Annotated in this window: 21 protein-coding genes; 4 read left to right on the forward strand and 17 right to left on the reverse strand. The window is 38.5% G+C overall.

Annotation, left to right across the window (positions count from 1 at the left end; genetic code table 11):
- Positions 1-160 precede the first annotated feature (160 nt).
- Complete coding sequence (locus RMA95_RS00465) at positions 161-964, reverse strand: protein kinase domain-containing protein (RefSeq protein WP_311069289.1); 804 nt, start codon at positions 962-964, stop codon at positions 161-163.
- Positions 951-2,459, reverse strand: coding sequence for a DUF3336 domain-containing protein (locus RMA95_RS00470; protein WP_004700599.1), 1,509 nt, complete (start codon positions 2,457-2,459; stop codon positions 951-953). Before RMA95_RS00470 ends, RMA95_RS00465 begins: the two co-directional genes overlap by 14 nt.
- 178 nt (positions 2,460-2,637) lie before the next feature.
- On the opposite strand from RMA95_RS00470, the gene RMA95_RS00475 reads away from it, so the two are divergent.
- Entirely contained in the window at positions 2,638-3,525 is an 888-nt protein-coding gene (locus RMA95_RS00475) for an ATP-binding protein (RefSeq protein WP_263614141.1), read from the forward strand.
- 44 nt (positions 3,526-3,569) lie between these two features.
- Here RMA95_RS00475 and tsaD read toward each other — a convergent pair whose 3' ends face one another.
- On the reverse strand, positions 3,570-4,586 hold the full coding sequence (gene tsaD / locus RMA95_RS00480; protein WP_311069290.1) for a tRNA (adenosine(37)-N6)-threonylcarbamoyltransferase complex transferase subunit TsaD: 1,017 nt from the start codon (positions 4,584-4,586) through the stop codon (positions 3,570-3,572).
- Between the two features lie 145 nt (positions 4,587-4,731).
- Between tsaD and rpsU the strand changes: the two genes are divergently transcribed.
- Together rpsU and RMA95_RS00490 are read left to right on the forward strand one after the other, a co-directional pair.
- Positions 4,732-4,947, forward strand: coding sequence for a 30S ribosomal protein S21 (rpsU, locus tag RMA95_RS00485; RefSeq protein WP_001136722.1), 216 nt, complete (start codon positions 4,732-4,734; stop codon positions 4,945-4,947).
- Positions 4,948-4,973: 26 nt separating this feature from the next.
- The gene (locus tag RMA95_RS00490; protein ID WP_004700591.1) at positions 4,974-5,420 is read left to right on the forward strand and encodes a GatB/YqeY domain-containing protein; all 447 of its coding nucleotides are present in this window, start codon (positions 4,974-4,976) and stop codon (positions 5,418-5,420) included.
- Between the two features lie 101 nt (positions 5,421-5,521).
- Here RMA95_RS00490 and RMA95_RS00495 read toward each other — a convergent pair whose 3' ends face one another.
- From RMA95_RS00495 to RMA95_RS00550, 12 genes are all read right to left on the reverse strand, one after another.
- Positions 5,522-6,949 (reverse strand): M48 family metalloprotease, encoded by a 1,428-nt coding sequence (locus RMA95_RS00495; protein WP_311069502.1) that lies wholly within the window; start codon positions 6,947-6,949, stop codon positions 5,522-5,524.
- 143 nt (positions 6,950-7,092) lie between these two features.
- The gene (locus tag RMA95_RS00500) at positions 7,093-8,058 is read right to left on the reverse strand and encodes a D-glycerate dehydrogenase (protein WP_311069291.1); all 966 of its coding nucleotides are present in this window, start codon (positions 8,056-8,058) and stop codon (positions 7,093-7,095) included.
- Positions 8,059-8,069: 11 nt separating this feature from the next.
- Positions 8,070-8,723 carry a hypothetical protein gene (locus RMA95_RS00505; protein ID WP_311069292.1) on the reverse strand — a complete coding sequence of 218 codons (654 nt, stop codon included), beginning with the start codon at positions 8,721-8,723 and terminating at the stop codon, positions 8,070-8,072.
- A gap of 100 nt (positions 8,724-8,823) precedes the next feature.
- Positions 8,824-10,713, reverse strand: coding sequence for a M48 family metalloprotease (locus RMA95_RS00510; RefSeq protein WP_031971918.1), 1,890 nt, complete (start codon positions 10,711-10,713; stop codon positions 8,824-8,826).
- Between the two features lie 78 nt (positions 10,714-10,791).
- Entirely contained in the window at positions 10,792-12,333 is a 1,542-nt protein-coding gene (gene purF / locus RMA95_RS00515; protein ID WP_019457102.1) for an amidophosphoribosyltransferase, read from the reverse strand.
- 25 nt (positions 12,334-12,358) lie between these two features.
- The gene (locus tag RMA95_RS00520) at positions 12,359-12,946 is read right to left on the reverse strand and encodes a CvpA family protein (protein WP_263614145.1); all 588 of its coding nucleotides are present in this window, start codon (positions 12,944-12,946) and stop codon (positions 12,359-12,361) included.
- Between the two features lie 6 nt (positions 12,947-12,952).
- Positions 12,953-13,957 (reverse strand): quinone-dependent dihydroorotate dehydrogenase, encoded by a 1,005-nt coding sequence (locus tag RMA95_RS00525; RefSeq protein ID WP_004707879.1) that lies wholly within the window; start codon positions 13,955-13,957, stop codon positions 12,953-12,955.
- 89 nt (positions 13,958-14,046) lie between these two features.
- Entirely contained in the window at positions 14,047-14,526 is a 480-nt protein-coding gene (locus tag RMA95_RS00530) for a type II secretion system protein M (RefSeq protein WP_263614146.1), read from the reverse strand.
- Complete coding sequence (gspL, locus tag RMA95_RS00535) at positions 14,526-15,665, reverse strand: type II secretion system protein GspL (RefSeq protein ID WP_311069293.1); 1,140 nt, start codon at positions 15,663-15,665, stop codon at positions 14,526-14,528. Before gspL ends, RMA95_RS00530 begins: the two co-directional genes overlap by 1 nt.
- Positions 15,666-15,687: 22 nt before the next feature.
- Positions 15,688-16,143 (reverse strand): histidine phosphatase family protein, encoded by a 456-nt coding sequence (locus RMA95_RS00540; RefSeq protein WP_263614148.1) that lies wholly within the window; start codon positions 16,141-16,143, stop codon positions 15,688-15,690.
- Positions 16,144-16,199: 56 nt separating this feature from the next.
- Positions 16,200-17,273 carry an NAD(P)H-dependent glycerol-3-phosphate dehydrogenase gene (locus RMA95_RS00545; protein WP_000807316.1) on the reverse strand — a complete coding sequence of 358 codons (1,074 nt, stop codon included), beginning with the start codon at positions 17,271-17,273 and terminating at the stop codon, positions 16,200-16,202.
- A gap of 34 nt (positions 17,274-17,307) precedes the next feature.
- Positions 17,308-17,883, reverse strand: a complete 576-nt coding sequence (locus RMA95_RS00550; RefSeq protein WP_311069294.1) for a nitroreductase — start codon at positions 17,881-17,883, stop codon at positions 17,308-17,310.
- Positions 17,884-18,086: 203 nt separating this feature from the next.
- Between RMA95_RS00550 and RMA95_RS00555 the strand changes: the two genes are divergently transcribed.
- Positions 18,087-18,467 carry a hypothetical protein gene (locus RMA95_RS00555; protein WP_042077025.1) on the forward strand — a complete coding sequence of 127 codons (381 nt, stop codon included), beginning with the start codon at positions 18,087-18,089 and terminating at the stop codon, positions 18,465-18,467.
- A gap of 38 nt (positions 18,468-18,505) precedes the next feature.
- Here the strand turns inward: RMA95_RS00555 and rhlB are convergent, their stop codons facing one another.
- Both rhlB and RMA95_RS00565 read right to left on the reverse strand, forming a co-directional pair.
- Positions 18,506-19,657: an ATP-dependent RNA helicase RhlB gene (gene rhlB, locus RMA95_RS00560; protein ID WP_042077024.1), complete on the reverse strand. Its 1,152-nt coding sequence runs from the start codon at positions 19,655-19,657 to the stop codon at positions 18,506-18,508.
- Between the two features lie 109 nt (positions 19,658-19,766).
- Positions 19,767-19,979: a cold-shock protein gene (locus tag RMA95_RS00565; RefSeq protein WP_000126912.1), complete on the reverse strand. Its 213-nt coding sequence runs from the start codon at positions 19,977-19,979 to the stop codon at positions 19,767-19,769.
- Between the last annotated feature and the right edge of the window lie 168 nt (positions 19,980-20,147).

The raw sequence follows: 20,147 nt of genomic DNA on the forward strand, positions 1-20,147 counted from the left end.
ACCTTGCGGCGCTGGAACCTAAATCCAGTGCGTCTACCAATTTCGCCACGCCCCCGATGGCTGTGTATATTAGCGATAAGATCTAACAGTGACAAGTGTTTTTTTTCTAAAAAAAACTGACCGTGTAAATTGTATACAGATACTAGATCAATGATTTTTATCAGTTTGAGAGCGCATTTAAACAATTGATTGCTTCAAATGCATTTGAAAATCGGTTTTTCTGTTGTTTTTGCAATAACCCTACAAGTAAAGGGTAAAAAATTTTAACTGAATCAGGCAACTGAATGTTTAAATTTTGGCAATGCAATACAGCCCAATCATGATAAGTATTTGCTTGTAAACGCATTTGACTTAACCATTCATACAACACAATCCCAAAAGCATATAAATCGCTTTGTATACTTTTACTGGTTCCATGAAACAGTTCAGGTGCCATATACCTTGGTGTAGCATCAATGATTGAATCAGGACTCGGTATACGCCGCGTTTTTTCAAAATCAATTAAATAGAGCCCCTGCTCAAACTTTCGAAAGTGCTCCCTTTTTATATCTCCATGAATCCATCCTAGCTCATGAAACTCCGCTAAAGCTATAAGCGAGGTATAGATCATCTCACGAATATCTTTTAAATTTTGCTTTTGATCTAAATTGCCAAACCAGCAATCGGTGTCTGGCAAAATTAATACTTTCCCTTCAAACTGATGTAATTGGGAAATAGCACCGACATCAACTATTTTAAATGGCAAAAGCCAGTTCACTTTTTTATACTGAATATCTTCATAGAATTGCAATTCATGCAAAAAATCTTGCTCACTTTGAGCATGTACATGCGGCAAATGGTATTTTAGCCAGTAGTGATGAGCATCTATAGTACATGTCCATAGATGCCGTCCTAAAACTGCACTTTTAGGTTTTGTTACGCATTTTAGGTTTTCTATATGAGAAGCAAAATCATGCTTCAGCATAATAAGACTCTGGTTGTTGTCTCTTTTCTTCAAAACGTAGAACTTCTAAACAATGCTGAATTGTTTTACCAATACGCGCATGAGTTTCTATAGAAGAAATTTTCGGCCAAGTCGCCCGCTCACCTTCTCGTTGTAAACGCTTAAACAAATGCGGACGAGGGTTTTGCAATGTATAGGCATAATGTTTTAGGCCATATTTAGCAATAATATTGACATCGCCATAGTAGCGCTGCCCTATTACCCCATATCCATGATCAAGCAATCTTCTTACTGGAGAAATAGCACCGAGTCTTTGACGAGTGAAGTCCATTACTCCCATCGACAGGACTTTACCTTGACGTCTTAAAATTCGTTCAGGCCAACTTAAAAGATCTTTACGAAAACGGTGTGCATCATCTTGCATAAATGGCACAACATGCGGATTCACTTGACTGGCAATGGTGTAGTTTAAATTATAAAGCCTTGCCATTCTTTCTTGTGGAAAGTCACTGCGCACACTACCATCTACCCATTTAGTGTTTGCCATATACGGCGTATGTTCACCATCATAACGCTTACTGGTTAAACGCACAGGTGGAAATAGAACTGGCACAGCACAAGAAGCCAATACAGCACTCCAAACTAAAACATTGGGTGTCATAATTGCATTCATAATTCTTGGGTTTTCTGTTGCATCGTACGGCGCAACTGCCACATTAATATTTAAACCCGATTTTTTAAATGCTTCTTCAAAAGTCAAATCACCTAAGTTCTCGATTAGGAATTTTTTCAAATAATGGACATCCGCAATACCCCCATTCCCTTTTATGAGTTCGCGAAGCTTTCTAAAGTGGAAAGCATCACTAAAAAATTGCTCGCCATTTAATAAGTTTTGAACGTCTTCACTCGCAGAAGTTCCAAGCATACCAGTCATAATGGCGCCAGCACTTGAGCCAGATAGGACTTTGGGCATTAAGTCTTGTTCAATTAAAGCTTTACATACACCTGTATGAAAAAGACCTAAAGTTGCACCACCCGAAAACATAAGCGCGGGCTGTCCATATGCTTTTTCACAATTTTCAAAAAACTCGATTTTTTCTTTTCTTTGAAAGGTAATACATTCACTAGAAGCAATATAAGCCAAGCTTTGGCTGACTTCTTCAATATAATCTTCAATTAACTTTTTTGTGCCTACATGTGTGGCAGCAAACAACATAGGGTGGCCAATATTTGCAATATCGTAGGTTAACCCTTCTTTTAAAAGATAAATCAAATCTAAAGTACGATGTTGCTGACGATATCTTTTCAGTAAAGTGTAACGATAAGAAATAAGCTCAGCATCAAAATAAGGTGAACTATTATCGAACTTCCACTCTTGCGCACCTGTTTCTTCATCTAGCTTTAATGCAAAAGACTTCCACTCTTCATAAGATTCAGCCATGTCTAACTGACGTTGTAATTTTTTGATACGGTAAGCCTGATGCGGATTCATATCACTTCGTATTTTTTCAAACATATTTCGTCCTCATCTTCACAGATGATTTTACTGAATAGACATGACAACACTATGCGCGGTCTGAACATTTCAATCAATTGCAAAACCGATAAACTGCATTGCTAGTATCTTTTTTGTCAGCGTGCAAATTTCGGTGTTAGTATCCTAGTAAATTACTGTTTAACATGATTGATTAACCATGGCTACCATTGATTTACCCGACAATTTAGTTCAAACCTTATCACTTGTATTAAATCAGTTACAGCAAGTCTTACCCGAACCTAAACAAGAAACTGATTTTACTGCCCCCGCTTTTAGATGGGAAAACCAGCAACTTAAAGCCATTTATACACCTAAGAATATTTATCTTGATGACTTAAAAGGCATCGAACGTCAAAAAGAAAAAATCATTCAAAATACTTTGCAGTTTTTAAATGGCCTACCTGCAAATGATGTACTGTTAACGGGTTCACGTGGTACGGGTAAATCCTCTATTGTGCGTGCTTTACTCACGGAGTATGCGCCTCAAGGATTACGTTTAATTGAAATTGAACGTGATGATTTAGCAGACTTACCTAAAATCCAAAAAATCATTCAAAACCGCTCTGAAAAGTATATCGTTTATTGTGATGACTTAGCTTTTAATGCTGAAGATGAAAATTATCGTAGTTTAAAAAGTGTATTAGATGGCTCATTACAGTCAGGTTCAACAAATTTTATTATTTATGCGACCAGTAACCGCCGTCACTTATTACCCGAGTTCATGCATGAAAATACACCTGTAACCAAGGTGGATGTACCTCAATATACCGAACTACATCCTCAAGAAGCGATTGAAGAAAAGATCTCTTTGTCAGATCGTTTTGGTTTATGGTTATCTTTTTATCCAATGGATCAAAACTTATATTTAGAAATCGTAGAGCACTATCTTGATAAAGCAAATATGCTTTTTACCGATGAAGTTCGTGCCGAAAGCTTGCGTTGGTGCCAAATGCGTGGACAACGTTCTGGTCGTGCTGCATATCAGTTTTCTAAGCACTGGATTGGTTTAAATGGCTTAAAAGAGTTGACCAGTTCTACCCAATAAAATAAACGGCTATTTAAATAATAATAGCCGTTTATTTTTAAATATTAAGAATTTACTGGAATAGATAATTCAGTCATTGGCCAACGTGGTGTAGTCGTGACAGCCAAGCCATCATGTTGGCCGGCTTTTAAACGCTGATAACCTGCAAATGCAATCATTGCACCATTATCAGTACATAAAGCAGGTTCTGCATAGTAAACCTGAGCTTTAATTTTCGCCAATGAAGTTTCTAACTGTTCACGTAGTCGTAAATTTGCACTTACCCCACCAGCAATCACTAAACGCTTAAGTCCAGTTTGCTTTAAGGCTTTTACTGATTTTTTTACCAAGGTATCAACAATGGCTTCTTGGAATGAAGCAGCAATATCAGCATCACGGTTTTCACCATTCAACTTTTTCAATTGAACAGAAACTGCCGTCTTTAAACCACTAAAAGAAAAATCTAGGCCTTGATGAAGCATTGGCCGTGGAAATTCAAATGCTAGCGGATCACCAGATAACGCTAGTTTTGCGATATTTGGCCCACCCGGATATGGCAAGCTCATCATTTTCGCGACTTTATCGAAAGCTTCACCAGCAGCATCATCAATAGACTCACCCAATAGTTCATATTGACCAATGCCATGAGCTGCCATCAATTGCGTATGTCCACCCGAAACAAGCAATGCAACAAATGGAAACTCAGGCGGTTGGCTTGAAAGCAAGGGCGCCAACATGTGCCCTTCCATATGATGAACACCAATAGCAGGCTTATTTAAAGAAAATGCTAAAGTTCTTCCAAACAATGCACCTGTCATTAATGCTCCCATTAAACCTGGGCCACGCGTATAAGCGACTGCATCAATTTCTTGTTTTGTTACACCACTTTGTTCAAGCAATTGATTCATTAAAGGAATGAGCTTACGAACATGGTCACGAGAAGCCAACTCTGGAACCACCCCACCATATTCAGCATGAAGTTTTATTTGGCTATAAAGAACCTGTCCCCGCAAGCCGAGTTCGCTATCATAAAGTGCCAACCCTGTTTCATCACAAGAAGTTTCCAAGCCTAAAACAATCATCAAAACTGCCTTTTATATGAGTCAAAATATTGCAATCGCTATTATAGACTTGTGATATGAGTTGTAAATGAGTAAAATACTGACCTTCACTTGTGATCCGGCGCAATGGTGTGCCTGATCTTATCCATAATCTAGAGGATTTTACATGCCACAAGTTAAGTTGAAAGAAGGCGAACCAGTTGACGTAGCTATCCGTCGTTTCAAACGTTCATGCGAAAAAGCTGGTGTTTTAGCTGACGTTCGTAAGCGTGAATTCTACGAAAAACCAACTCAAGAACGTAAGCGCAAAAAAGCTGCTGCAGTTAAACGCTACCAAAAGAAATTGGCTCGCGAATCTGTACGTACTACTCGCCTTTACTAATTAATTTGTGATTGATTGCTGAAATTATGACTACTTTAAAAGACCAAATTACTGATGCATTAAAAACTTCTATGCGTGCCAAAGATATGGCAACAGTGACGGTTTTGCGTAGTCTACAAGCAGCAATTAAGCAAATCGAAGTTGATGAGCGCATAGAGCTTGGCGACGCTCAGGTTCTTGCGGTCATTGAAAAGCAAATTAAACAACGTAAAGAATCGATCAAAGCCTTTGAAGGTGCTGGTCGTGATGATTTAGCTAGTAAAGAACAAGCCGAAGCTGAGATTATTTCCCAGTTTCTACCAGAAGCTATGACTGAGGAAGAGCTTGATTCTATCATTGAGCAAACGATTGCTGCTCAAGAAGCAACTAGCATGAAAGATATGGGTAAGGTGATGAATTCTCTACGTCCGATCATAGCCGGGCGTGCCGATCCTGCTCAAGTTTCAGCAAAAATTAAAGCTAAGTTAGCTTAATTCCCTCCTCTTTCCTTATACATTCTTAGACTAAGCTTTCATTTAATTGTCAGTTTAAGTATATCTGTGTCTGCGAAAATCCTAAGATCAAATTAAATCTACTAAATTTTCATTCGTCGCTCATCTTGCATTTGCTTTAATCGACTATCTATTTTAGTGGACATAGATTGGTTGCCCTTCGCTAGTCTTTGCGCATGCAACATAGATTTAATTGCATTTTCTTCACTACCAGACCAGTATTGTGCTTCTGCACGATATCGTAATACATTCACTGCTCTTAACGGCGACTGTTTATCCAAATTAGCAGCCTGCTGTAATAGTTGCCAGCCCTGAATATCTCGAGCATTTTTATTAATAAAACGCTGCACGAGCGCCTGTACTTGCGCATATTTTCCCTGACGCAACAACACCTCAGCCAACTTATAGCTAAACGCCTTATTTTCAGGTATGGTCATTTGCAATGGAGCAATCGAATTATAGGCCTGATCAAGCTTATTTTGACCCAAATAAATATCTGTTTGAATAAGAGTAACTAGTGGCTTACCAGTAGATTTCACTTGATCTAATGTTGTTTGAGCCTGCGTGTAATCTCCTTGTTTAAGATAAAACGCCGACAAAGCCAGCATCCCTGCCAGATTTTTTTGCGAAGCTAAACTCCGCAGCTGATTTTCTGTAGCTTCTCCAGCGACCACCATGGTGTACCATTTTAAAATTTCAAAATCGACATCATATATTCTGCTTTTAACCTTAGGCATTTGATTGGCTCTTAAACGAGCTTCACTCATACGCTCAGTCGTTAAAGGATGCGTAAGCCAAAAATCCGGCAGAAAACTTACATGGCTAGTTGCTCTATGCATTGTTTCAAAATAATCTGCCATACTTTGCGGGTTATAACCCGCGGCATACATATACTGCATTCCAATTCGGTCAGCTTCACGCTCTTGATTACGACTATAAGTGAGCTGTTTATCAAGAAGCGCAGCTTGCGTACCTAACATGACCGCAGCTCCAGCATCTCCACCTGCCTGAGCAGCTAGAGCCACTCCAGCTAGCAAACCAGCCAGACTTAAAAGCGCCTGCCCTTTAAAAGCCTCTTCTGAACGGCTAAAGTGCCTCTGAGAAACGTGAGCAATTTCGTGTGCCATCACACCAGCAATCTCATCAATATTTCGAGCTGATGAAATAAGGCCAGTATTTAGTGCAAATAGCCCACCCGGGACAGCAAATGCGTTAATTTGAGGATCTTTAATTACAACCAGCCCAATAGGTTGTCCAAGTTGTGTTTCACCCAGAATATTAGAGAAGACTTGGAAAAACTGATCTTCCAGCCACACATCTTGTATGACTGGCATTTGCTTATGAACTTCACGGAAAACTTTTTCACCAATAAATTTTTCTTTCTGTTGGTCAAGCAATCCTATTCCACTACCAATATTGGGAATTTCGACTTGTCCAGAAGCGGGCTTTGGATCAAAAGGATCAGCATAAGAGGCATTTGTTATAAAAGCCAAACTTAAAATAACTGGCAAAAATTTCAAAAGTTCTTCTCTATTAAAATTAAACTAACAAAAAAGCCCATTCATAGAATGCTTGAGTTTACTGCATCATATGAACAGGCTTTCACTATAACATTGAAAATAGACTATATTTGCAATGAAGTGTTATTCAATATTTATACGAAATTAGGATTCACCAAATATCTTGGTGTTTTATCTTCCAATGCTTCTACCAAATTTTTATATGCTAAGTTTGCCATTTTTTTGCGTGTTTCAGCTGTAGCAGAACCTACATGAGGCAAAGTAACTACATTTGGTAATTTGAAAAGTTCAGAATCTTGCAAAGGCTCTTTTTCATATACATCTAAACCTGCAGCAAAAATAACTTCCTGCTGTAAAGCTTCAATAAGTGCCTGCTCATCAACCACCGAACCACGCGCAATATTAATAAAAATAGCGTGCTTTTGCATAAGCTCAAATTGAGCTTTACCCATTAAGGCTTTAGATTCTGTATTTAAATCAACTGCTGTGACTACAAAATCAGACTTTTGTAACAACTCATCCAAACCTAGATATTGAGCATTCAATGGCTCAGCCAATTCAGGCTTTTCACGTCGATTATGGTAAACAATATTCATGTTAAAACCATAAAAACCACGACGTGCAATTGCAGTACCAATATTACCCAATCCAATAATACCTAGTGTTTTCCCAAAAACATCCAAACCAAACTGTTGTGGCCCAACTGTTCTTTTCCATTCACCTTGTTTAGTCCAATGGTCTAGAAATGGTACTTTTCTAGCTGCACTTAACAATAGAGTAAAGGCAAGATCTGCTGTAGTTTCAGTCAAAACATGTGGTGTATTTGATAACCAGATTTTCTTTTGGTTTAAATAAGCAACATCATAATTATCGTAGCCGACTGTCACAGATGAAATAATTTTTAATTTTTGTGCTGGAGCAAGGTTACTTTCATTAAGCAAGCGGCCCGCCCCAATCATTCCATCAGCATCTACCACTTCTTGTCGTATCTGTTCATTAATATCACCCAATTTAGGGTTTAATACGACAACATGATAGTCCTGCTGCAACCGTGACAAAATTTCTTTATCGATTTGGCTAAAAACCACAACCTTTTTCATGTATATCCCTACTACTCATTGTTATCTTGCATAAGTTGCCACAACCTTTTTTTAAGGAGAGGCTTATCTAACATTTCTTTTAAACTAGCTAAATGAATAATATTTGTATGTTGAATATAGGCACACTTACCTAAACATAAAATCTTTTTTTCTGCCGCCACAGCATCTAAAAAACCTTGAATATATGAACCTACCCCTCGTTGATCCTGATAAGCAACTAACGGGAAAGGCCATTTTAATTCAGCATAGTGCCCGACTTTGGCCTTTTGTATATTTGCCCAAAGTTGTTTTTCTTCTTTTTCTAATGCAGTTACATCAACAAAGATTACACACTTTTCAAGGCAATAAGCTTGCATCTCAAATGGAGCAATTGCCTCTTGCTCAACAACAATTATAGGTTTTTCTACAACTACTTCAGACTGCGGAATATCTACAATTGCTATTGAAGGCTCCTCTACGACTTTAGGAACTTCAGGCAGCACAGGCTTAGATGGCTTTTGTTCAAAAGCAGGAACATCTATTGTAGATGGGATAATTGGTACTTGAGATTCGACAACCTGATCTCGCCATACGGTATGGGCATTATTTTTTTGGCACACTTGTGTTCTAGGAATCCACACATCAATTCCTAACGTTGCCAGTATATTTCTTTGCTGCCCAATCATGTTTAAATCAGTACCTCTAATCTACACACATTCTAACGGGCTTCTGATTTTTTTTCAGCGTTTTCTTTGAATGATCTCTATTGGAAACCACATATGTTTCTTAAATAATCATAACGCTATTTTTCTTCTGCATTTGCTCTACAATTTCATCGGACTCAAAACCAAATCGCCAGTAAAGCAACTCAAGCACATCCAGTTCATCTTGCGTAATAATTCGGTCACTCCATAAGCACATCTCAGCAATGGCCAAAATACTTAAACGATCACGAAGCAAAAGCCCAGCAATATCATTTAAAATTTCAGCCAAGTCTAAAGGCTCATCCGAAATTTCATCATAAATATGCATTTCATCTGGGTTAAGTAAAGAGCGCAAAATACGTTCGCGAACTTCCAACTGGTTTGGACTATTAATTTGCTGCACATGGAGCAATGCATCAATTAAACGCACTATTTGAGGCTTTACTTCTTCAAATGCCGTAGGTAAGTGAAGTGGCATCAGGTTCAATTCATACTTGACCCGCTCTAATAACAAGGCATCAAGCAGTCCAATTTCGCCATCTTCTTGAATAATAAGTGCCAGTTTTGTCAAAAATTGACGCGCAATACTTGCAGGCATATGGCCAATATTTTTACATGCATCATGAAATATCTGAATATGAATACGACCATCCAAATTAAGCAAAGCATCGACAATCGAATGGCTTACAGGAGCTTCTTGCGGAATAAATTCTCGATATTGGCGAATCATTAAAATTGCAACCATCACCTCACGCGAACCAGTGGCTGTTTGCAATGCACGCTGAATAAGTTCAGGGCGTTTTTTATTACGTCGGATATCACTACTTAAAGGCTTGATCGCATCATTTAATGCAAAACTAATTGGAGAAAGACGCAATAATGGCAGAGGTTGTGGTGATGACCACGGAATATAGATTTCAGTCTCAGATTCTTCTAATGAACGGAAAAGGCTAAATAAAGGTCGATTGCGAAGTTTCTTTAAATTTTCTAACTGTAAATCTTGCAGTAAAGTTGGGTTAAGTTCGTAAATGCGCTCACGAATACTTGGGTGAATATTCATCCAACTTTGAGGGCTAAGTGAATTTGCAAAACACATATGTGCAATAGATTCAGAATAAGCACTATGAATTTGTGATCCTGAATGGTGAACATAAATACGTAATAATGTCTGGGTATTCGTACTATTTTTTAATAATCGCATGGTTTTTTGATCATTGCGAAATGTACGGCCACTTAATGTTAAATATTTAATAAAACGAGTGATTAATACACCCAAGCTTCCCGCCAGCCAGATTACCCCACCAACAGCAACAAATACCGTTTCAAATTTATGCTTATAGCCTGGACTATAACGTTTGAAACCCTGCTTGGCGAGTTTACTACCCCATTGACTGAACGTCGTTAAACCGCTGTATAAAATTTTTAATTTAGTATTTTCTACAGCTTCACCCGATAAAATTTGGTTAAACTCATGGCCCAATAAACCATACAACTCTAGTTCATCCAGATTCTGTAAAGCCCCCCAAGTCAAAATAATGACAATATCATTTGAGTGAAAACCTGCAGTTAATGCATTTACACCTACTTCATCAGGTAAAACATAGAGAGTTGGAACGTTAAGAGAAAATGTTTGCGCCAAATGTTCTGTAATTTTTAATGCCGCATGTTCTTCTGGTGTACTCTCGCCTTTCACCAAACGACGTGCTTTAAGCTGTTTAGCAAGGGAGTGTCCACCTTTACGCAAAATATAAAGTTCAGTCACCACCGACCAAACCATAATAAAAAGCAAAAGAGCAACAAAATATGGACTTAAAGCATGCCACCAAATCGGTTGGCTATAATCAAAAAAATGAACAAGTAAACCTAAAATGAGATTTAAAATAAAAATAGTTAAAAGCACAGCGACCAAACACATAGTGATGGACCATGCCATATTTTTATTTTCGATTAAATAGTGGCTTACTTCTTTCAATGTAAATAATCCCAATTACATTGTTAAGTTTCATCATAAAAGAAAAAAGCGGGAAACACCCGCTTTTTTCGGCTATTTCTATTCTTCTTTAATACCTGTCAAATCTACTGACGCTGCATCAATATTGACATCAATATAACCATCTTTTTTCTTTTTCGCAGAATCATTACGCTTCTGCTCCAAATTATTCAGATAGTCTGCATCGATTCCACCAGTTACATAGATACCATCAAAAACAGAGCAATCAAACTCAGTCAATGTAGGAACCTTACTTGTACGTACGGCGTTCTTCAAGTCTTCCAAATCCTGGAATACTAAACGATCAGCACCAATAATTTCTTGGATTTCCTCTACGCTGCGTTCTGAAGCGATAAGCTCAGTCTTGGCAGGCATATCAATACCATAAACGTTTGGATACATTACTTTTGGTGCTGCTGAAGCAAAGTATACTTTTTTCGCACCTGAGTCACGTGCCATTTGAATAATCTCATTACACGTAGTACCACGTACAATAGAGTCATCAACCAATAGAACGTTCTTGCCTTTAAACTCTAACTCAACAGGGTTCAATTTCTGACGTACAGATTTTTTACGCTGTTGTTGACCCGGCATAATGAAGGTACGACCGATATAACGGTTTTTCATAAATCCTTCACGGAACTTCACACCAAGAATATTTGCAAGCTCTAATGCTGAAGTACGGCTTGTATCTGGAATTGGGATAACCACATCAATATCATGGTCCTCACCCCAGTCACGCAAAATCTTATGCGCTAATTTTTCACCCATTTTTAAACGGGCTTTATAAACTGAAATACCATCAATAATTGCGTCTGGACGAGCAAAATAAACATATTCAAAAATACATGGGCGGTATTTTGGTTCTGCCGCACACTGTTTAGTGAATAACTGACCTTCAGAATCAATAAAAATTGCTTCACCTGGTGCAATATCACGCTCGATTTTAAAACCAAGTGCAGTAATCGCTACAGACTCTGATGCAATGATATATTCCATCTCACCTTGTTCAGTTTCACGCGAACCATAAATAAGTGGACGAATACCATTTGGATCACGGAAACCAACCAAACCATGACCAGTGATCATAGCTACTACACCATAAGCACCTTGACAGCGCTCATGAACACGAGAGACCGTATGGAAAATATCTTCAGCTGTAGGGTTTAGTGTTCCTTTCTTTTGCAACTCATGTGCAAAAACGTTTAAAAGAACTTCTGAGTCAGAATCAGTGTTCATGTGACGTAAATCTGTTTTAAACAGGTCATCATGAATTTCTTCTGCATTGGTCAAGTTACCATTATGTGCAAGTGTAATCCCGTAAGGTGAGTTCACATAAAATGGTTGAGCTTCCGCACTGCTAGCAGAACCCGCAGTTGGGTAGCGCACATGACCAATACCGTAATTACCAAGTAATGCTCTCATATGACGAGTATGAAAGACATCACGCACCATACCGTTATCCTTACGAAGGAAAAGACGGCCTTCATGGCAGGTTACTATTCCAGCTGCATCTTGCCCACGATGCTGCAACATCGTTAATGCATCAAACAACATTTGGTTCACTGGCGATTTACCGGCTATACCAACAACTCCACACATAGCAACCTCGCAGACAAGCTAGGAATTAATAAAAAGGATTCTTTGTTGAATGGTCGGGCCGGATTTCTGATTCTTCCGACTCGTCCATTGGTTTTGGAGAAGTGCGAGATACACCGCCTCCAGATGTTATCTGATGATATGCCTCACTTGCTGCGTCTTTAGAAAGCTCTGTGGCTAAAGGCGCATAAGGCAGTAAAAATTGTATAAGTATGGACTGTTTCCAGTTTGCTGAACCTTCAACCCAAGGTCCTACGCCTTGCATGGTAATAAGAACGACCAGTAAACCTTTCAACGAACCAAAAGCACCACCTGCTAAACGATTTAATGGCCCCAATTTCAAACTTTTCAAGAGGCCATTTAAAAGTGCAGTGACGATCCAAGTTAAAACAACAATAATAAGTGCAATAAATGCAAAAGCCGCAATCTTTTGAACCACCGGATCCTGACTTAAACCCGACATTGACGGAGCTAGAAGAACAGCATATTTTGCACCCATAATTAATGCAAAAATCCATCCTACCAAGTTCGCAAAGGCTTTTATAAATCCTTGTCGCAAACCGTTTAGCCCCCCAATGAGCAAAAGTATTAGAATGATGATATCAATAGTGTTCATGTTCAATTAGGTCATAGCTTCAACACATTGCTTTACAAGTGTTGGTCCTGTGTAGATTAGACCACTATAAATTTGAACAAGTGTTGCTCCAGCTTGTTGTTTCGCTAAAGCTTGCTCACCAGACAAAATACCACCCACACCGATTAAAGGAATTTGTCCCTTTAATGATTGAGCAAATAAACGTAAACATTCTGTACTTTTTTCAAATACAGGAGCACCTGACAAACCACCTGACTCATTACCGTAAGGCAGGTTTTCCACCCCTTCTCTCGATAAAGTCGTATTGGTCACAATAAGACCGTCAATTTTAAAATCTAATAATTGAGCAGAGATAAACTCAACATCTTCAGCTGTTAGGTCCGGAGCGACTTTCAAAACTAAAGGAACATAGTGATTATATTGCTCAGCCAACTCAAGTTGACGTGCTTTTAAAGTTTGCAGTAATTCAGTTAACGCATCGCCACTTTGTAAACTACGCAAGTTTTTAGTGTTTGGAGATGAAATATTAACTGTAATGTATGACGCGTAGTTATAAACTTTCTCAAGACAAATTAAGTAATCATCAACTGCTTTTTCGACAGGCGTATCAGCATTTTTACCAATGTTGATTCCTAAAATGCCTCTAAACTTTGAAGCTTTAACATTTTCAATCAGCTTATCAACACCATCATTATTAAAACCCATGCGGTTAATAATGGCTTTAGCTTCAGGAATACGAAATAAACGTGGTTTTGGATTACCCGATTGTGGGCGAGGTGTAATTGTGCCAATTTCAATGAAACCGAAACCTAAACCAGCTAAGGCATCAATATGAGCACCATTTTTATCTAGGCCTGCTGCCAAACCTACAGGGTTAGGAAACTCGATTCCCATACATGTAGTAGGTTTTGCTTCTACAGCCTGACGCATCATGCCTAGCTTATGTGCTTTATCAAGCATGGATAATGTTAATTCATGGGCACGCTCTGGTGCTAAACTAAACAACATCGGGCGAGCAAGTGAATATAACATACCAATCACAGTCTACTGATTTTAGGTACGCATATTATAGGCACAGGCAGCACAAAACACCATGCCTGACATAAGCATATTTTAATATGTTATTGAACTGTCGCTGTTAATTTAATCTGACCTTCACTTGAAACCATTTCCATCTTCTGAATACTAAGGCCCATCTGTGCAATTTGTGTTAAAAAGTTAGCTAAAACCGCATAATTCTGATGTGTTACAACAATTTGTAACTGCTCTCCATTTTGCTGAGAAGTCACAGTTAAACCTTGCTGTTGAGCCACTCTTTGTATTTTTCCAGACTTATCAAGTTCAAGCTCATTTGCGGGTTTCATAGTAACCGCATTACTCTGCATCCACACCATCAAATCTTTTAAATCATTTAAGCGTTTTTGCTGTTGTTCTGCCAAAGAATGCATTTTCCAAAGTGAAGACCCAACAATAGCCACTACAACAAAAATTGTAGTAAAGATCACCAGAACACGTTCACGGACAGTTAAACGATCTAGGTATTGAACAACTTGTTCAATCCACTGATCAAAACGATTCTGCAATTGAGCTAACATTTTCATTATTGTATTTTCACCACCCCAATTGCCTCACCACCATTTGCTTGAACATTACCTAGCTCAGCTTTAAATCCTTGCTGATTTAATTGTTGTGTCAAAGCTTGTAAATCATCTGCCGATTTTGCTTTTAATGCCATCGTTAAGATTGAAGCATCATAATTAAGTTGCTGAGCCAAAATCTGTCTTTGCATTAAAATTGGTCCAACACGGCTCAACAAAGAAAGTGCTTGTGTATCACCTTGCTGACTCATTCTTAGATGGCTTTCAAACTGGCCTTTAATATTTTGTTCAGTTACACGACTAGATGGCCCAAACCAATATTTATATTGTTCAATCGTTTGGTCAGCAGTTTGATTTGCCACTTTTTTCAATTTGACCCAACGCAATAAATCATAGCTAAACTGCACCACAATAATTGCCAAAATTACAGCAGCGCAAGCTTTCCAATAGCCAGAGAAAGTACGCTCTTGACCTTTTGACTTTGGTAAAACATTAAAAGGATGCTGCTTAGTTTTATCTAGAGACTGAAATTGATAAACAAACTTAGAACGTTGCTCTGCACTTGAAGCGGCTTCCAAACTCTCTAGTTGCTCTGCTGTTAAACCACTATATTGATAATGTGTTTCGGCCGGCTGAAATTCTAAAAAAAGCCCCAAATCATCAATTGAGTTACCTAACCACTTATTTTCACGCACCAAAAGTTGATGGTTAATATTACACAGAATAACTTGCTCAGTTTGTGGTTCAGGCAAAATCAGAAAATCTGGTAGCAAAGCAACAAGTTTGGTTGGCAATAAAGCCAAGGAATGTTGCCATGTCTCGACCATACCTTGTGCAACACCCAAAACAGTTAACAGATCTGCATGAAAATGGTGGACCACTTTCATGTGATCAATAGGCAAAGTCACAAACTCTTCAAGTAGATATTTAACCCCATCAGCCCCCAGCTGTTTATAGTGGGACTTCGCCATCGTTTGCTGAAGCATTTGAGCATGACGACTCGGAAAAAAGACCGTAGCTTCTTTTCCTTGATGTATTTGCAAGTCTTGTATTAATTGATCGAGACTCGCAGCCTGCAACCAGCTTTCTCCGTTAGACCAATGCCATGTTCCATTGGTTTCAGGCATCCATATATACAGCATGTCAGCTAAATAACCTTTTTAATTATATTGTGGGTATAAAACTATTTTTTTGTGTTGATAAACCATTTGCAATCACAGCTTGATCATAAATTCTAGCTTCTGCAAGCGCAAATGGATTGAAATTTTCATGAGTAAGCAACTCTGCAATATGACCTACAACATTCATATGGCAAACCACCACAATCGACTCATAAGGAATTTGAGACAACCACTCAACTGCTTCTTTTGCATCATCATCTGGCTTAATTTTATCGCACAACAATACAGGCACATCTTTAAAATATGTCTGAATATGTGCCAATGTTTCTTGAGCACGCAACAAAGGACTGACTACAAAAATATCAGGTTTTACAATATCTTTTAAAAATGTTGCCGTTTGTTCAGCCTGCGCATGTCCACGCGCAGTAAGTGGACGTTTAATATCATTACCATTTACTGGTGGAGCAGCTTCCCCATGACGAACTAATGTCAGTTGCATAAAATTTCCTTGTTAATAATTCCTGCATTATAACCACAATTTATGACATTTATTCGTCAGACTTCATGATGAGGCAAAACAAACTCGACATCACTACGATGCCCATTTTTCATAAGAGAAAGTGCAATATTTAATGGCGGAGCGCCTTCAAAAATCACTTCATATAAAGCATTGGTAATTGGCATATATACGTCCAGTTCTTGTGCCTTGCCACGCACCTGAACAATTGTATTAATCCCTTCTGCAGTTTGACCCAACTCTTTACTCGCTTGTTCAAGCGTTTTACCAGAACCTAGCGCATATCCGATTTGATAATTACGGCTTAATGGACTATTACAAGTTGCAAATAAATCGCCTACACCAGATAAACCTAAGAACGTAAGTGGATTCGCCCCCTGTTTTACTGCGAAACGGCTCATTTCGGCCAAAGCACGCGTTAAAATCATACTCTTGGTATTTTCACCAATTTTATATGCTGCACCAATTCCCATTGCGACTGCATAAATATTTTTCAGCGCTCCGCCCAACTCAACTCCATGCACATCATCACTACCAAAAACGCGGAATAACGCACTATGAAGCGCATGCTGCACAGCATAGCGAACAAGCTCGGAATCACTAGCAATCACTGTACCAGATGGCATGCCTGCCATAATTTCTTTGGCAAGGTTTGGACCTGACAATACACCATATGGAACTTCTGGTAGTTCTTCACGAATAATATCGCTCATGAAACTAAACGTTTTAGCTTCAACACCTTTCGTTAAAGAAACAACCGCTTGTGCAGTAATATAAGGAGCGATTTGTTTTAAGACATCGCGGAAAGAGTGACTAGGAATTGCAACCAAAATAATATCTCGATCACATACAGCTTGTTCCAAATCAGAAACTGCACGTAATGAAGATTCTAAAGTGAAGTCTGGTAAATAACGTTTATTAATATGGGTTTTATTAATTTCTTCTGCTGTTTCGGCATCACGAATCCAGATCATGGTATCGCAGCCATTACGAGCAGCTAAATTCGCCATGGCTGTACCAAAGCTACCGCCCCCTAAAACGGTAATACGTAATGCCGTTTTTTTATCGACCGCAACAGGTTCCACCAAATCTGTAAACTTAAATTCAGCCATGCTTTATTATCCTATTTCTTACTTTTACAGACGTTTAAGCCTGCCAAACTTTTACGAATTCTTTACTTTCAATATCTGCACGAGGCGCAATTGCTTTAGCTGCAGTGCCAACGTAAATAATACCTGAAATTAAATCATGTGGTTGCAGTCCTAAATACTGTTTTAACCAATTTGATTCAACAACAGCTCCACTACGCCACATGGTTGAAAACCCTTGAGCTTGCAAAGATAACAAAAGATTTTGTACTGCCGCACCTGTACTTAAGATTTGCTCAAAATGTGGTACTTTTGGGTGATCTTGTAACTGAGTCAGCGCTAAAATAAGTAGCGGAGCGCGAAAAGGATGTTGCTTAACACGTTCAAGTTGAGCGGGATCAGTTTCACCTAAATCTGCCAAAGCTTTTGTTAGAATCTCACCGAAAGCACCGCGTTGCTCACCTGGAATAACTACAAAACGCGTTGGCTTAAGTCTATGATGATCTGGAGCCGTTAAAGCAGCCTGAAAAGCTAACTCTAGTTGCTCTGAGTTTGGAGCTGGTTCAATTAATTGGCCAATAGACTGACGCTGATGAATATTTTGGTGAATTATTTGTATTGCTGAATCCGTCATTAATATTGATCTAACTCAAAAATTCGAAATAGATTAGCATAATCTACCGTTAATCCACCATTGAATCTAGCTTATAAACCTAGTGAACTTATAGTTTGACATTTTTTAATACAAAACTTCAAAACTCATACAACGTCTTCAAAATCAATTAGAAAACTTATGTTCAAATAGCTATGTCTTTTGGCGATTAACTTAGGTGAATCATGAAAAAAATAATTTTAGCGAGCGCAATGAGCGGCGTTGTTTTATTACTAGGTGCTTGTGCAACCACCCCTAAAAATACTCTAGCAATTCAAAAAGAAAATAATCAGTTTGAAGTGACTGGTATTGGTAAAACCAATTTAATTGCAAAGAATAATGCAGTTACTGCGGCACAAAAAACGTGCTCTAAAAGTACAAGCCCAGTTATTGTAGATGAAAAAACCTCTTATCACGGCGTATTAAAAGATGTGGTCAGTGAAAAGACTGGTCAAATGGTAGAAGCTGCTGCGGGTGTCATTGGTACTTTAACCGGTAAAAATGCGTCTTTGGCTAAAGATGATGACTACCAAACTACCCTTACTTTTTATTGCAAAATTAATTAAGTAAAAAAAATCCCAATCAATTGATTGGGATTTTTTTATTAGCAGTAGCCATCTAATCGGGTAAGCGGTAATTTCTTACCAATTGCTTTTTCAATTTCCGGCAAATAGAAAGCATCATCTTCAGATAAGAAACTAATACTTACACCCTGTGCCCCTGCACGACCTGTACGCCCAATACGATGAACATAATCATCAGATTGTTCAGGTAAAGTAAAGTTGACTACATGAGATACGCCATCTACGTGAATACCACGACCAGCGACATCCGTTGCAATCATGATGTTATGCTTACCTTGTTTGAACTGCTCCAACATTTTCATACGTTTATCTTGAGCAATCTCGCCAGATAGCATCCCTACTTTATATCCATCTTTTTTCAAATGATCGTAAAGACGGCGCACCTGATCACGACGGTTAGCAAAGATCATGACTTTATCAATTGGCTCTTCACGTAAAATATCTTGTAAAAGACGATATTTATCTTGTTTAGCCACAACGTAAACACGTTGTTCGACATCGTTATTGGTCTTTTGTTCAGGCTCAATTTCAACTGTTACAGGTTCAAACAACCACTGTCTTGCCAAATTTAAGACATCGTAACTAAATGTCGCCGAGAACATTAGAGTTTGACGTTGTTCCTTACGCGGTGAATAACGAACGATACGTTTTACCGAAGGAATAAAGCCCATATCTAATAAACGGTCAGCTTCATCAATGACTAAAAATTCAATTTGATCGAGCCAAACTTCTTTTTGTTCTACAAAATCAATTAAACGCCCAGGTGTAGCCACAATAATATCAACAAAATTAGCATCAAGTTGCTTCTTCTGCTTATCAAAATCAACGCCACCCAATAGGGTCACGACATGTAAATTAGAGAATTTTGTGAGGAATTTTGCATCACTTTCAATTTGCAATGCCAACTCACGAGTAGGCGCCAAGATTAAAGCACGAGGCTCACCACGGAAGCGTTGCTCTTGAACCGGATTATTGAGTAAATCATTAATTACACTAATCAGAAAGGCAGCTGTCTTACCTGTTCCTGTCTGTGCTCGCCCAATTGCATCATGCCCGGCTAATGTATATTTTAAAACCTTTTGCTGAATTGGGGTCATTTGAGTAAACCCTAAAGCATCAATCGCCTTTTTAAGTTGCGGATGTAAATTCAAGGTTTCAAAACCAGATGTCATAAATACGCGCTCTAACAAACAATCTCTCGAATGAGAAGATCATTATAAACAAAAACGCCCCAATTCAAAAATTGGAGCGTCCATCATTCATCAAAAAGATGAATTAGTCTTAGTCTAAAGGCTGAACGTTTTCAGCTTGAAAACCTTTTTGACCTTGTACAACGCTAAACTCTACGCGTTGACCGTCACGTAGAGAACGGTGACCGTCACCTACGATTGCACGGAAGTGAACGAATACATCGTCGCCGCCGTTACGTTGAATAAAACCAAAGCCTTTAGTGTCATTAAACCACTTTACTACGCCTTGTTCACGAGCTGTCATAAGTCAATCCTCAGATGATGAAAAAAGGACCTTCCGGTGTTGCAAACAGCAGAGTAAACAAGTATTTAAAATTTTTATAATCTTAAAGCTTGTAATCATTCTGTAAAACTATCAACAATTTCCGGTTACATCCATTTGTTATAGGTTATTAAAACAATTTAACTGTGT

Origin of the sequence: Acinetobacter sp. V110_1, assembly GCF_031798975.1 — a bacterium.
Taxonomy (GTDB): Bacteria; Pseudomonadota; Gammaproteobacteria; order Pseudomonadales; family Moraxellaceae; genus Acinetobacter; species Acinetobacter nosocomialis_A.